The sequence below is a fragment of the Sphingopyxis macrogoltabida genome, assembly GCF_001307295.1.
GTDB classification, from domain to species: domain Bacteria; phylum Pseudomonadota; class Alphaproteobacteria; order Sphingomonadales; family Sphingomonadaceae; genus Sphingopyxis; species Sphingopyxis macrogoltabida_B.
The window spans coordinates 792403-806442 of sequence record NZ_CP012700.1 but is presented as its reverse complement, the minus strand read 5'-3'; the positions used below and the strand labels follow the sequence as shown (position 1 = coordinate 806442).

Annotated in this window: 15 protein-coding genes; 12 read left to right on the top strand and 3 right to left on the bottom strand. The window is 64.8% G+C overall.

Translation table 11 applies throughout. From position 1 onward, the window contains the following. Nucleotides 1–15 precede the first annotated feature (15 nt). Entirely contained in the window at nt 16–1728 is a 1713-nt protein-coding gene (locus AN936_RS03770; protein ID WP_054586967.1) for a class I adenylate-forming enzyme family protein, read from the bottom strand. 77 nt (nt 1729–1805) lie between these two features. Between AN936_RS03770 and lgt the strand changes: the two genes are divergently transcribed. The 6 genes from lgt (at nt 1806) to AN936_RS03740 (ending at nt 7678) form a co-directional block, all read left to right on the top strand. Beyond that, a complete protein-coding gene (gene lgt / locus AN936_RS03765) occupies nt 1806–2681 on the top strand; it encodes a prolipoprotein diacylglyceryl transferase (protein WP_054586966.1) in 876 nt (291 codons plus the stop codon). Nucleotides 2682–2706: 25 nt separating this feature from the next. Further along, entirely contained in the window at nt 2707–3741 is a 1035-nt protein-coding gene (locus tag AN936_RS03760; protein ID WP_054586965.1) for a class I SAM-dependent methyltransferase, read from the top strand. Then, the gene (locus AN936_RS03755; RefSeq protein ID WP_054586964.1) at nt 3738–4256 is read left to right on the top strand and encodes a GNAT family N-acetyltransferase; all 519 of its coding nucleotides are present in this window, start codon (nt 3738–3740) and stop codon (nt 4254–4256) included. Before AN936_RS03760 ends, AN936_RS03755 begins: the two co-directional genes overlap by 4 nt. After that, nucleotides 4253–5014, top strand: coding sequence for a peptidoglycan editing factor PgeF (gene pgeF, locus AN936_RS03750; RefSeq protein WP_054586963.1), 762 nt, complete (start codon nt 4253–4255; stop codon nt 5012–5014). Before AN936_RS03755 ends, pgeF begins: the two co-directional genes overlap by 4 nt. An 18-nt stretch (nt 5015–5032) precedes the next feature. Next, nucleotides 5033–6316, top strand: coding sequence for an MFS transporter (locus AN936_RS03745; protein ID WP_054586962.1), 1284 nt, complete (start codon nt 5033–5035; stop codon nt 6314–6316). A 69-nt stretch (nt 6317–6385) separates the two neighbouring features. Then, nucleotides 6386–7678 carry a cystathionine gamma-synthase family protein gene (locus AN936_RS03740; RefSeq protein ID WP_054586961.1) on the top strand — a complete coding sequence of 431 codons (1293 nt, stop codon included), beginning with the start codon at nt 6386–6388 and terminating at the stop codon, nt 7676–7678. Here the strand turns inward: AN936_RS03740 and AN936_RS03735 are convergent. Further along, nucleotides 7675–8400, bottom strand: a complete 726-nt coding sequence (locus AN936_RS03735) for an HAD family hydrolase (protein WP_084758155.1) — start codon at nt 8398–8400, stop codon at nt 7675–7677. The genes AN936_RS03740 and AN936_RS03735 overlap by 4 nt on opposite strands. Nucleotides 8401–8489: 89 nt before the next feature. On the opposite strand from AN936_RS03735, the gene AN936_RS03730 reads away from it, so the two are divergent. The 4 genes from AN936_RS03730 to AN936_RS03715 are packed head-to-tail and all read left to right on the top strand — an operon-like array spanning nt 8490 to nt 12035. Further along, on the top strand, nt 8490–9596 hold the full coding sequence (locus AN936_RS03730) for an ABC transporter permease (RefSeq protein ID WP_054586960.1): 1107 nt from the start codon (nt 8490–8492) through the stop codon (nt 9594–9596). Further along, nucleotides 9587–10474, top strand: coding sequence for an ABC transporter ATP-binding protein (locus tag AN936_RS03725; protein WP_420496835.1), 888 nt, complete (start codon nt 9587–9589; stop codon nt 10472–10474). The genes AN936_RS03730 and AN936_RS03725 overlap by 10 nt, the downstream gene beginning before the upstream one ends. Then, on the top strand, nt 10474–11415 hold the full coding sequence (locus AN936_RS03720) for an MlaD family protein (RefSeq protein ID WP_054586958.1): 942 nt from the start codon (nt 10474–10476) through the stop codon (nt 11413–11415). Before AN936_RS03725 ends, AN936_RS03720 begins: the two co-directional genes overlap by 1 nt. Nucleotides 11416–11426: 11 nt before the next feature. Beyond that, nucleotides 11427–12035: an ABC-type transport auxiliary lipoprotein family protein gene (locus AN936_RS03715; RefSeq protein WP_054586957.1), complete on the top strand. Its 609-nt coding sequence runs from the start codon at nt 11427–11429 to the stop codon at nt 12033–12035. A 9-nt stretch (nt 12036–12044) separates the two neighbouring features. Here AN936_RS03715 and AN936_RS03710 read toward each other — a convergent pair whose 3' ends face one another. Next, on the bottom strand, nt 12045–12518 hold the full coding sequence (locus tag AN936_RS03710; protein WP_054586956.1) for an Lrp/AsnC family transcriptional regulator: 474 nt from the start codon (nt 12516–12518) through the stop codon (nt 12045–12047). Between the two features lie 118 nt (nt 12519–12636). Between AN936_RS03710 and AN936_RS03705 the strand changes: the two genes are divergently transcribed. Together AN936_RS03705 and AN936_RS03700 are read left to right on the top strand one after the other, a co-directional pair. Beyond that, nucleotides 12637–13677, top strand: coding sequence for a Glu/Leu/Phe/Val family dehydrogenase (locus AN936_RS03705; RefSeq protein WP_054586955.1), 1041 nt, complete (start codon nt 12637–12639; stop codon nt 13675–13677). Beyond that, nucleotides 13674–14036 (top strand): nuclear transport factor 2 family protein, encoded by a 363-nt coding sequence (locus AN936_RS03700; RefSeq protein WP_054586954.1) that lies wholly within the window; start codon nt 13674–13676, stop codon nt 14034–14036. The genes AN936_RS03705 and AN936_RS03700 overlap by 4 nt, the downstream gene beginning before the upstream one ends. The last annotated feature ends 4 nt before the right edge of the window (nt 14037–14040 follow it).

Sequence of the window (14040 nt, the reverse complement as noted above, 5' to 3'; positions counted from 1 at the left end):
CAAGGGGGCGTTTCGCTACGCGACCGCCTCCGCGGCATATTCTTCGCGATATTGACGGCGCAGGGTGACCTTGTCGATCTTTTCGCTGCCCAGCTTGGGCAGCGCGGCGTTCGACATCCAGATCTTGCACGGCACCTTATAGGGGGCAAGCCGCGCGCTGAGGAACGAGCACATATCCTCCGCAGTCACCGTGCTGCCGGGTTTCATCCAGACCACCGCCCCGACGACTTCGCCGAGCCGTTCGTCGGGCAGCCCGAAGACGGCGCATTCATTCGCCTCGGGATGTTCGTAGATCGCCGCCTCGACCTCCTGACAGCTGATATTCTCGCCGCCGCGGATGATGATGTCCTTCTTGCGGTCGACGATGAACAGATAGCCGTCTTCGTCGAGATAACCGAGATCGCCGGTGCGGAAATAGCCATTGTCGAAGAAGGCCGCCCTGGTCGCCGCTTCGTTGTTCCAATAGCCTTCGAAATTGGCGATCGACCGGATGCACACTTCGCCGACCTGTCCCTGCGCAAGGGCATTGCCATTGTCGTCGAGGATCGCAAGGTCGACGAGCGGTTTCGACGCCGGCCCCGTCGACAGCGGCTTGGCCAGGTAGTTTTCGTTGATGATGCCGCAACCGACCGCATTGGTTTCGGTAAGCCCGTAACCGAGCAGCGGCTTGGCGTCGCCCATCTCTTCCGACAATCGCTTCACATGCTCGGGCGGCCGCGGCGCGCCGCCGCCGGCGTAGCTCTTGCACGTCGACAGGTCGTAATTCTTGCGGTTCGGATGGGTGAGGATCTCATAGCTCATCAGCGGCACGCCGACGAAATAGTTGACCTGCTCGTCCTGAATCAGCCGCATCGCCTCCTCGGCATTCCATTTGGGCATCAGGACGAGTTTGCGCCCCAGCGCGAAGCTTTGCAGGAACACCGGGATTTCGGCGGTAACGTGGAACAAGGGAGTACAGATCAGCGTCGCCGGCTGGATGTCCGACATCAGCCCTTCTTCGGTCAGCAAATGGACGATGCTTGCCGTCTGCGTCACATAGTTGAAGATCCCCTGCACCACCGCGCGATGACGCGAATAGGCGCCCTTCGACTGGCCCGTCGACCCGGAAGTGAAGAGGATTGTCGCAAGGTCGTCGCCGGTGAGGACGGGAAGCACCGTGTCGGAGTTGCCGCCAGCGTCGGTGATCGGTGCGATCGCCTTGTCGATCGGCTGCGCAATATCGAGCGTGATGACCTTGGCGCCATGGCTCACGCCGGGTTCTTCGAGCCGCGCCGCGCGCTGGACATCCGCGATGACGAGTTTCGTCTCGCTGTCGTCGATCCCCGCCGCGAGTTCGCCGCCCTGCCACCAGCCGTTGAGCAAAGTGGCGCACCCGCCCGCGAGCAGCACCCCGATATAGGTCACGCACCACGCGTTGGCGTTGCGCATCGCGATGCCGACGCGGTCGCCGCGCGCAACGCCATAGCCGTCGATCAGCCCGGCCGCGACCTGGCGTGCGGCGGCATAGACCTGTTTGAACGACAGCCGTTCATCGCCCTCGACCAGAAAGGTCGCATCGCTATGCTGCGCGGAAAAATAGGCAACATAATCGGCAAGGTTGGTCGGCGCATTTGTGATGAAGGGCACCTCGCGTCCGAAACGTTCGATGGATCCGACCTGGATCGGCCCGCCCGGACCGGTGATCAGATTATAGGCGGCGTCCAGGCGCAAATCGAGCGCGGATGGCATCGGGCATCTCTCCTCTTGGTCTCGCTCGCCTTACCCCCTATGGGGAAGGCCTCTCCTGGGGAAGGGTCCGAGACTTTATGTTTCTTTTTGCAACCTTAGCCGAAGCAACGCAATATGTGAACTTTCACGACCTGATGGGCGAGAACAGCGAGATTGCGTTCAGCGTCTTCGGCCTCCCCATCCGCTGGTATGCGCTGGCGTATCTGGCCGGGATTTTCGTCGGTTACTGGTATCTGCTGAAGCTGATTGCGCAGCCCGGAGCACCGATGGCGCGGCGTCACGCCGACGACATGATCTTCTACGCGATGCTCGGGATCATCGTCGGCGGGCGGCTCGGTTATGTATTGTTCTACAACCTCGGTTCCTATCTGAACGACCCGCTGTCGATCTTCAAACTGTGGGACGGCGGCATGTCGCTCCACGGCGGCGTCATCGGCGTGCTCACCGCGATCTGGTATGTGACCCGCAAGGAAAAGCTGAGCTTCCTGCGTTTTTGCGACTATATCGCCTGCGTCGTCCCCTTCGGCCTCTTCTTCGGCCGCCTCGCCAATTTCGTGAACGGCGAACTGTGGGGCCGCGCGACGACCGTGCCGTGGGCGATCATCTTTCCGGACAGCGGCACGATGGATCCGCGTCACCCGAGCCAGCTTTACGAAGCCGGGCTCGAAGGCATCGTCATGTTCGCGATTCTCGCCTTCTGCTTCTGGCGCACCGACGCGCGCTACAAGCCCGGCTTTCTCTTCGGGCTGGCGGCAATCATCTATGGCCTCAGCCGCTTCGCGGTCGAGTTCGTGCGCGAACCCGACGTCCAGCTCGGCACCTTGTCGTGGGGGCTGACGATGGGCCAGACGCTGACCGTCCCGATGCTCGTCGCGGGGGTGTGGCTGGTCGCGACCGCCAAGGGGCGCCGCCAGCGGATCGAACCGGTCGCGGGAACCGACAGCATTGCGTGACGGACGGCCGGGCCCCGCCGATCTGATGATCCAGATCGCGGCGGCGCGGGCGATGACGGTCGCCGACTATATGGCGGCGGCGAACGCGCATTATTATGCGACGCGCGACCCGCTCGGCACGGCGGGCGACTTCACCACCGCGCCCGAAATCAGCCAGATGTTCGGCGAACTGGTCGGCATCTGGATCGCCGACCTGTGGATGCGCGCCGGCAGCCCCGCCTTTCGCTATGTCGAACTCGGCCCCGGCCGCGGCACGCTCGCTGCCGATGCGCTCCGTACGATGGCGCGCTTCGGCTGCGCGCCGCAGAGGGTTCACCTCGTCGAGACAAGCCCGGTGCTGCGCGCTGCGCAATCCGCGCGCTTGCCCGCCGCTGTCCACCATGACGACATCGCCGACCTGCCCGACGATGCACCGCTGCTGATCGTCGCAAACGAGTTTTTTGATGCGTTGCCGATCCATCAATATGTCCGGACGGCGGAGGGCTGGCGCGAGCGTCACGTCGAGCGCCACGGTCATCTTGTGCCGATGCCCGGCGATGTCCCGGCCGACGAGGCGGTCCCCGCCGTGCTGCGCGAGCAAGGCGAAGGTACGATCGTGGAGACCGCGCCCGCCTCTGCCGCGATCATGCAGAGTTGCGCTTTCCGCCTTCTGCGGCAGGGCGGCGCGATGCTCGTCATCGACTATGGTTATAGCGGTCCCGCGGCGGGCGACACGCTGCAGGCGGTCAAGGCGCACTGCTTCGCCGATCCGTTCGCCGATCCGGGCGAGGTCGACCTGACCGCGCATGTCGATTTCACGCCCCTCGCCGATACCGCCAAGAGCGCCGGGGTGCGTGTCGCCGGGCCCGTCGGCCAGGGCGACTGGTTGCGCCGGCTCGGTATCGACGCGCGCGTGGCGGCGCTCGCAGCGGCAGCGCCCGGTCGCGCCGACGAGCTTGCGGGCCAGCGCGACCGGCTCGTCGATGCAGACGCGATGGGCGCGTTGTTCAAGGCCATGGCGCTCTACGCCCCGCAATGGCCGCATCCCGAAGGCTTTGACGCAAGCGAAGAGGCAATATGACGAAGATAACCCCCGCCGCAGACGCGGATGTCGGCGAACTGACGCTGTTCGCAAGCCAGACCTTCACCCATACGTTCGGGCATATCTATGACCCCGCCGACCTCTCGGCCTTTCTCGCGGGGTGGAACCCGCCCGAAAAATTGCGCGCTCAAATCGCCGATCCGGCGTGGGCAATCGCCCTCGCGCACGGTGCCGACGGCACGATCGCCGGCTTCATCAAGATGGGCCCGCTCGATTTCGACCTGCCCGAAGGCCAGCCGGGCGACGACGCGGCCGAACTTCACCAGCTTTATGTCGGCCCGGCGGCGCAGGGCACGGGTATCGCCGCAGCGCTGATGGACTGGGGCATCGCCTGGGCGCGCGAGCGCGCAGCGATCCTCTACCTGTCGGTGTTCACGGAGAATGCCCGCGCCCAGGCTTTCTACCGCCGCTATGGCTTCGTCGACGTCGGACGCAACGCCTTTCGCGTCGGCAATCATATCGACGAAGACCGCTTCTTCAGGCTCGACCTGTGAACGCCCCGTTCGAGAACGCGGCCGCGCTGGACGGCATTCCGCACGGCTTCTTCGGCCGCCGCGGCGGCGTATCGACGGGCGAACTCGCCTCGCTCAACTGCGGCCTCGGTTCGGGCGACGATCCGGCGCTGATCGCCGAAAACCGGCGGCGCGCCGCCGAAGCAATATTGCCCGGCGCGGCGCTGACAGGGCTCTATCAGGTCCACGGAAATCGCTGCGTTATCATTGCTGAAGATAGCGACCTTGCCGCGCGCCCCGAAGCCGATGCGCTCGCCACCAACCGGCCGGGCGTCCTGCTAGGCATCCTCACCGCCGACTGCGTCCCGGTGCTGTTCGCCGATCGCGAAGCCGGCGTCGTAGGCGCCGCGCACGCGGGGTGGAAGGGCGCGATCGCCGGAGTGACCGATGCGACGCTCGACGCGATGGAAAGCCTCGGCGCCCGCCGCAGCGACATTGCCGTCGCCATCGGTCCGTGCATCGGCCGCGCCTCCTACGAAGTCGACGACGGCTTCGTGCAGCGCTTTCTTTCCGACGATCCGGCCAACGAGCGTTTCTTCGCCGCCGGCCGCGCCGGCCATGCAATGTTCGATATCGCCGCCTATGTCGCGGCGCGGCTCGCCGCCGCCGGGGTGACGCGAATTGCCATCGGCGGGCAGGACACTTATGCCGATGCCGAAAGCTGGTTCAGCTATCGCCGCGCATGCCACAAAAATGAAAACAGCTATGGCCGCCAACTATCGGTAATTGGGCTGAGATAAGATAAAACGGGGGAAGCAATGAAAGCGTTGGCGATACCACGCAAGCGGCTGGTTTCTATCATCGGCGGCTCGGCGGGCAATCTCGTCGAATGGTACGATTGGTTCGCTTATGCTGCCTTCGCCATCTATTTCGCCCCGGTTTTCTTTCCGAAAGCCGATCCCACCGCGCAGCTCCTGAACTCGGCCGCGATTTTCGCGGTCGGTTTCGTCATGCGGCCGATCGGCGCGTGGGTGATGGGGCGCTTTGCCGACACGCGCGGGCGCAAGGCAGGATTGTCGTTGTCGGTCGCGCTGATGTTCAGCGGATCGATGCTGATCGCGGTGGCGCCGACCTATGCAACGGCGGGGCTTCTCGGCCCCGCGACGCTGCTCGTCGCGCGCATGCTGCAGGGCCTGTCGCTCGGCGGCGAATATGGCGCCAGTGCGACCTATTTGTCCGAGATGGCACCGCGCGAACATCGCGGCTTCTGGGCGAGCTTCCAATATATGACGCTGTGCGGCGGCCAGCTCTGCGCGATCTTTGTCGCCGTGGTGTTGCAGGGCTTCCTGACCGAGGCCGAGCTCACCGCGTGGGGCTGGCGCATTCCCTTCGTCATCGGCGCGCTGCTCGCACTCGGCGTCTATCTGCTGCGCCGCAACCTCGCCGAAACGCCGTCGTTCGAGAATCAGGCGGTCGACCGCCCGGTTTCGACCGCCAAGCTGCTGTGGACCGAACATCGGCGCGAGAGCATCCTTGTCGGCATGCTGTCGGCGGGCGGCGGCCTCGCCGCCTATACCTACACCAGTTATATGCAGAAATTCCTCTATAACACCGTGGGTTTCGACAAGGCGACCGCGACCTATATCATCGCCGCCGCGCTGCTGTGGTTCACCGCGATGCAGCCGGTGTTCGGGGCGCTGGCCGACAAATTCGGGCGCAAGCCAATGCTGCTCCTGTTCGGCATCGGCGGTGCGATCGCGGCGGTGCCGACCTTCATGACGCTGGAGACGGTGACCTCGCCGGTCGTCGCGGCGTTGCTCATCATGATCCCGCTGACGCTGCAGAGCGGCTACAGCGCGAACAACGCGCTGGTGAAGGCCGAGCTGTTCCCGGCGCACATCCGGGGTCTGGGCGTCGCGCTTCCCTATGCGATCGGCAATGCGCTGTTCGCGGGGACGCTCGAAATCGTCGCGCTTGGTCTGAAGGACGCGGGTATCGAGCGCGCCTTTTATTTCTATGTCGCCTTCGTCATTGCGATGGCGGGCGTCGCGACGCTGCTCCTCCCCGAGACACGCGAGCGGAGCCTGATCGTCGAAGACTGACCCGCGCAATATAGTATCAAAGGAAACCGGGGCCGCTATAAGGGCGCATCCACTGAACGGAGCAGTCCCATGGCCATGCGCGGCAAACCCAAGACGAACAGCAAGAAAATCGGCGACAGGGAACTCAGCCCCGCGACGCTGATGATGGGACTCGGTTATGACCCGGTGCTGTCCGAAGGCTCGCTGAAGCCGCCGATCTTCCTGACCTCGACCTTCGCCTTCGAAAGTGCCGCGGCGGGCAAGCGTTTCTTCGAGCATATCACGGGGAAGCGCGAAGGCCCCGCCGACGGCCTCGTCTATTCGCGTTTCAACGGCCCGAACCAGGAGATCCTCGAGGACCGGCTCGCGGTCTGGGACGGTGCCGACGACTGCCTCGTCTTTTCGAGCGGCATGTCGGCGATCGCCACGCTGCTCCTTGCTCTCGTCGGCCAGAATGACGTGATCGTTCATTCGGGCCCGCTCTATGCCGCGACCGAGACGCTGATCGCGCGCATCCTGTCGCGCTTCGGGATCAGCTTCGTCGATTTCCCGGCCGGCGCGACGCGCGAGGAACTCGACGCGATCCTCGCCCGCGCCGCCGCGCTCGCTGCCGAGAAGGGTGGCAAGGTTGCGCTCGTCTATCTCGAAAGCCCCGCGAACCCGACCAACGCGCTCGTCGATGTCGAAGCGGTGCGCGCGGCGCGCGATGCCGCGTTCCCCGGCGAGCAAAAGCCGGCGATCGCGATCGACAATACCTTCCTCGGCCCGCTCTGGCAAAAGCCGCTCCGGCAGGGCGCCGAACTCATCGTCTACAGCCTGACCAAATATGCCGGCGGCCATTCGGACCTTGTCGCGGGCGGCGTGTCGGGCGACCAGCGGCTGATCGATGCGATCCGCCCGATGCGCAATACGATCGGCACGATCTGCGACCCCAACACGGCATGGATGCTGCTGCGTAGCCTCGAGACGCTCGAACTGCGCATGAGCCGTGCGGGCGAGAACGCCCTGAAGGTCTGCACTTTCCTGCGCGATCATCCCAAGGTCGAAGGCCTCGGCTATCTGGGCTTCATCAGCGATCCGCGGCAGAAGGACATTTTCGACCGCCATTGCTCGGGCGCGGGATCGACCTTTTCGCTCTTCATCAAGGGTGGCGAGGAAGAAAGCTTCCGTTTCCTCGACGCGCTCAAGATCGCCAAGCTTGCGGTCAGCCTCGGCGGCACCGAAACGCTCGCCAGCCATCCCGCGGCGATGACCCATCTGTCGGTACCCGACAAGCGCAAGAAGGCGCTCGGCATCACCGACAATCTGGTGCGCGTGTCGATCGGGATCGAAAATGCCGACGACCTGACCGCCGATTTCGCGCAGGCGCTCGACGCAGTCTAGCGCCTGCGCTTCGCGCGCCAATCGACCACCTGCCAGCCCATTTGCGGCGCCAGCCGCTTAAGCTTGCGCGACGGTGTTGTCGCCACCCCCTCGTCGGCGAAGTGCAGCATCGGGTGATCGGAGACATGGTCCGAATAGGCGCGGATATGCGCGGCGTCGCGCGTGATCGCATTGCGTTCGAGCCAGTCGGAGATGCGCGCGAACTTCGCTTCGCCATAGCAATTGTCGCCGGACAGTCGCGCGTGGATATGGTCTGCACCATCGGGCTCGTCGAGCTGCGTTGCCAGCACGTCGTCGATGCCCAGCCGCGCGGCGATGGCATCGACATAAAGGTGGAAGGATGCGGTCGCGAGGAGCAGGCGGTACCCCGCCTCGCGGTCGGCGGCGATCTGTTCGAGCGCGGCCGGATGCAAACCGCGCGCAATCACCTTGTCGGCATAGCTTTCGGCGAGCGGGGCAATTTCGGAGCGAGGAAAGCGCTTGCCGACGAGCAAGCGAAGATTGATCGCCTTGAGCCGCGACCGGTCGATCAGCCGTGCCGCATAGGCAAGGCCGGCGAGACCGACCAGCGGCAGCAGCAGCAGCCGCCATTGCTGGCGCCGCTGCGCCACATGCATCAGGAAACCGCTGTAGGTGCCCGACCGCGTGATCGTCCGGTCCATGTCGTACATCGCGACGCGATGGGTATAGTCGATCGTCGGGGCAGGCGGCGGCGCTTCCATTCCGCCGCTCTAGCCGCTGGCCGCCCGGCGGCCAAGAGGGCGGGATTCGCTTGCCGTTCCAGGGCAAATAATACAGGGTCGCCCGCAAGATGGTGGCCAAGGCTGATTTTGAATATGATGAGGGGACCGGCGGCGCCGATGTGCGCTTTTCGGGGCGGCTGACGCTCGCGCGGCTGAACGACGTGCCCGCGCGGCTCGAGGCGCTCGGGCCGATTGCGACGCTCGACCTGTCGCGAATCGACCGCATCGACACGGTCGGCGCGTGGATCGTGACGCGCACGGTCAATGAACATGGGGCCAAAGTCACCGGGGCGAGCGAGGAAGCTCAGCGGCTGCTCGACGCGCTGGCCGAGGACAAGAGCGAATATCGCGTCCATCGCGACCGCCGCTCGCCGCTGATCCGCATGCTCGAACAGGTCGGCACCGCGAGTGTCGCAGTGTGGCACGAATTGCTCGGCATCGTCGGCTTTTTCGGCGCGATGATCATCGCGCTCGGCACCCAGATTCGGGCCCGGCGGCGGCTGCGCTGGAATGCCATTGTTACCCGCTTCCAGACCGTCGGGGTCGACGCGCTTCCCATCATCGGCCTGATGACCTTCCTGATCGGGATCGTCATCGCGCAGCAGGGCGCCGTCCAGCTCCGCCAGTTCGGGCTCGAGGTGTTCACGATCAACCTCGTCGGCCGCGCCTCGATCCGCGAACTTGGCCTGCTGATGACCGCGATCATGGTCGCCGGCCGGTCGGGATCGGCCTTCGCCGCGCAGATCGGCACGATGAAGCTGACCGAGGAAATCGACGCGATGCGCACCATCGGTGTCTCGCCGATGGAAGCGATCGTCTTGCCGCGCGTCGCGGCCGCCACCATCCTGATGCCGCTGCTCGGCTTTTATGCCAGCATCTGCGCCATCATCGGCGGCGGCGTCTTCTGCTGGATCGGGCTGGAAATCGCCCCGCTCACCTATATCCAGATGCTGCGCGACATCATCCCGATGACCGATTTCTGGGCGATGCTGATCAAAGCGCCGGTATTCGGGCTGCTCGTTGGCGTCACCGGCTGTTATGAAGGCATGCAGGTCCGCCAGAACGCCGAGGAAGTCGGCAAGCGCACGACGTCGGCGGTGGTCGCCGCGATCTTTCTCGTCATCGTCCTCGATGCCTTTTTCGCGGTTTTCTTCTCTTCGATCGGATGGAATTGATGAGCGAAGAGTTGAAGGAAGAGATTGCGGAGGAACTGGCGGCAGCCGATGCGGTGCGCCCCGAAAAGTTCGAAAATGCCATTTGCATCCGCGGTCTCGTCAACAAATTCGGCGATGCGGTGATCCACGACGGGCTCGACCTCGACGTGCGCTCGGGCGAGATATTGGGTGTTGTCGGCGGCTCGGGCACCGGCAAGTCGGTGCTGATGCGCTCGATCATCGGCTTGCAGACCCCCGACGCCGGCGAGATCGAGGTTTATGGCAAGACGCTCGACACCATCGCCGATGAAGAGGAATCGCGCGACCTGCGCCGCCGCTGGGGGGTGATGTTCCAAGGCGGCGCGCTCTTCTCGACGCTGAGCGTTGCCGAGAATATCCAGGTACCGCTGCGCGAATATTATCCGCGGCTCGACCAGCGGTTGCTCGACGAAATCGCTGCCTACAAGGTCGCGATGGTGGGCCTGCCACCCGATGCCGGCCCCAAATACCCCGCCGAACTGTCGGGCGGCATGGTCAAGCGCGCTGGCCTCGCTCGCGCGCTCGCGCTCGACCCCGCGCTGCTCTTCCTCGACGAACCGACCGCCGGGCTCGACCCGATCGGCGCCGCGAAGTTCGACGAGCTGATCCGCGAGCTCGCCGATACGATGGGCCTCACCGTCTTCCTGATCACCCACGATCTCGATTCGCTTTACGCGACCTGCGACCGCGTCGCGGTGCTCGCCGAAAAGAAGGTGATCGCGGTCGGCACGATCCCGGAACTGCTTGCCACCGAGCATCCGTGGATACAGGATTATTTCAACGGACCGCGCGGCCGTGCTGCGGCGAGTGGGAACCAAACCGCGAAGACAAATGTCTTGGGCGGCGATAGGAAAAGCTGATGGAAACACGCTCGAACAACGTCCTCGTCGGCGCCTTCGTTCTCTTCTTTACGGCGGCTCTCGCCTTTTTCGTCGTCTGGCTCGCCAACGACAGCGGCGGCGACAAGCGCGAATATGACATCTTTTTCAAACAGTCGGTCGACGGGCTGAACAAGGGCGCGCAGGTGCAATTCTCGGGCGTCCCGGCAGGACAGGTGCGTGAAATCGCGCTGTGGCCCGACGATCCGCAGTTCGTCCGCGTGCGCATCGAGGTGAACGAGAATGTTCCGGTGCTGCAGGGAACGACTGCGGCCCTGGAGGGCGTCGGCTTCACCGGCGTGTCGCAGATCTCGCTCGACGGCGCGGTCAAGGGCGCACCGCCGATCACCGACAAGGGCCCGGCGGGGAAGCCGGTGATCCCGACGCGCGTGGGCGGTCTCGGCGAATTGCTCAATACCGCGCCGCAGCTCCTGCAGCGATTGTCGACGCTCTCCGAACGGCTTGCCGAACTCGCCGACGACCGCAATCAGGAAAGCTTCGCCGCGATCCTCAAAAATGTCGAGCAGTCGACCGCGATCCTCGCCCGCAACGGCCCCGCGATCGAGAAGGCGCTCGCCGACACGCGGATCGCGATCCAGCAAACGGGCAACGCCGCCGAACAGATCGGCAATCTCGCGGCGTCGGCACAGGGCACGATCGACCGCAATGTCGACCCGGCAATGGCCAATCTGCGCGACACACTGAAATCGGCGAGCGCGTCGATGGCGACGCTCGAAGCGGCCATCGCCGACGCGCGCCCCGGCCTCCAGACCTTCAGCGAAACCACCGTTCCCGAAGCCAACGCCCTGATCCGCGACCTCCGCCGGACATCGTCGACGCTGTCGAGCCTGACCGACAAGCTCGACCAGCAGGGCGCCGGCGCCGTGATCGGCGGCAGCAAGCTGCCCGACTATAAACCATGAGGACTCTGCTTATGCTCCGCCGCCTTCGCACCCTGCCGCTGCGCGTCCCCATCCTGTTTGGCGCCGCCGTTTCGCTTTCGGCCTGCGTCAGCCTGGGCGGCAAGACCCCGCCTTTCCTGCTGACCCTCGACGCGGCAGCGGCTCCCGTCGCCGGCGAAGCACGCACGGCCAGCGAAGCCGCGACGCTGACCATCCTCATTCCGACCGCGCCGCAGAAACTGCGCACGGTGCGCATTCCGGTCCAGCAGGACAATGCCAGCATCGCCTATGTCAAGGATGCACAATGGGTCGAAGCGCCGCCGCGCCTGTTCCAGCGGCTGGTGTCCGAGACCGTCGCAGCGCGCACGTCGCGCGTTGTTCTCGACGAAGGCCAATATCTGACCGCGCCGGGCGACCAGCTCGCCGGGCAGCTCATGGAATTCGGCGTCGATGCGGCGACGAACGAGGCGGTCGTCGTCTATCAGGCGATGCTCGTCAACACAGGCGGCAAGAGCGTCACCCAGCGACGCTTCGAGGCGCGCGAACCGATCGGGAAGGTCGAGGCGAAACCAGTCGGCGAGGCGCTCACCGCCGCGGCGAACAAGGTCGCGGTCGATATCGCGGGTTGGCTCGGCAGCTAAGGCCGACGCTCACCCGCCGGCGTGGCCGAGCGGCAGGCTCGACGTCCGCTTGACCTCGCTCATCACGACGCTCGACGTCACTTCCCCCACCGCGGGAAGCTGCGAGAGCGTTTCGTAGAAGAATTTCTCGTAATAGCCGATGTCGGGGACGATGACCTTGAGCAGCACGTCGATCCCGCCGAGCAGGATATAGCATTCGAGGATTTCGGGAATTTCCTGCACCTGCTGCCGGAACGCAGAGGTCGCCTGCGGATCGTGGGCGACGAGCTTGACCGTCGCGAATATCTCGATGGTCAGGCCCAGCGCGGCAGGATCGACCAGCCATGTCTGACGCCGGAGGACACCCTTTTCCTTGAGCGCCCGGACGCGCCGCCAGCAGGGCGGCGGGGTCATTCCGAGCTTTTCGGCAAGCTCGGCGATCGAAAGGCCGCCATCTTCCTGCAACAGCGAAATGATTCGGCGATCAATCGTGTCCAAGATCATATATTTTATCGCAATGGTCAGTATGAGGTATCATCGTTACCCATATTGACGATTTATCGCAACCATCCTGAATGAAATTACCCGCCCCTCCTGCGACATTCCTCCGCAGGAGGAAGCGATGTTTCAACACCATCCGTCATTCGACCGGCACAAGCTGGTCACCGCGCGCCACGACGACGCTTCGGGCCTTTCGGCGATCATCGCCGTCCACGACGACAGCCGCGGCCCCGCGATCGGCGGGTGCCGGATCAGTCCCTATGCGACGCCCGATGCCGCGCTCAACGACGTCCTCCGCCTGTCGCGCGGCATGACGTATAAAACCGCGATCGCCGACATCCCTTATGGTGGCGGCAAGGCGGTGATCATCGCCGATCCGCGCACCGACAAGACCCGCGCCCTGCTCGAAGCGATGGGCGATTTCGTCGAGAGCCTTAATGGCGTCTATATCACCTCGTTCGATTCGGGTTCGACGCTCGACGATGTCAGGACCATCGGCACGCGGACGCGCTTTTCCGCGGGCACCCTGCCCGAAGCCGGCGACGCGTCGCAGTCAACCGCAGAAGGCGTTTTCGTGTGCATGCGCGCCGCGGCGGAGCTTGCCCTCGGCCGCCCGACGCTGGAGGGTTGCCGCGTCGCGGTGCAGGGGGTCGGCAATGTCGGCGGACGGCTTGTCCGGCTGCTCGCCGATGCCGGGGCGCAAATCTGGGTCGCCGATGCGAACGAGACTCTGGCGCGCGAGGTCGCGGCGGAAACCGGCGCGGCGCTTTGCGGCATCGACGAAGTGCACCGGATCGACGCCGATATCTTCTCCCCCAACGCGCTTGGCGCGGTCCTCAATGAACGCAGCATCCCCGAACTCAGGGCGAAGGTCGTGGTCGGCGGCGCGAACAACCAGCTCGCGACCCCCGACGACGACCTCCGGCTGCGCGCGGCGGGCATCACCTATTGCCCCGATTTCCTCGCCAACGCGGGTGGGATCGTCAATCTCCACTACCAGCGCTCGACATGGGCCCCCGCCCGGCTCGCCGAGCATATCGAAGGGCTGGCCGCGACGTTTCGCGAGATTTTCGAAACCGCGGCCAAAACCGGTGCGGGCACGGGTGCGATCGCCAATGCCATTGCCGAGGATCGCATTCGCGCCGCCGGGGGCCAGCGGTGACGACGCATATCATCCGCGAATATTACGCACGTATCGACCGCTGCGACACCGACTGGGTCGTCGACCTGTTCGATGACGACGCAATCTATGAACGCGCCGAGACCGTCTATACCGGCCGCCCCGCCATCGCCCGCTTCTTTCGCGAGGAACGCCGCATCCGCGGTGTCCATCATATCGAAGCGATGGTTTCCAGCGACGACGGCGATCTGGTCGTCGCCATCGGCCATTTCGACGGCACCGGCGCCGCGGGGGACGCGCGCAACATAGGCTTCGCCGATATGTGGCAATTCGGCGATGGCGGACGTATTCATCTCCGCCGCACCTTTCTGGCGCGCGGCAGCGACTACGTCCGCCAGTAAAGCC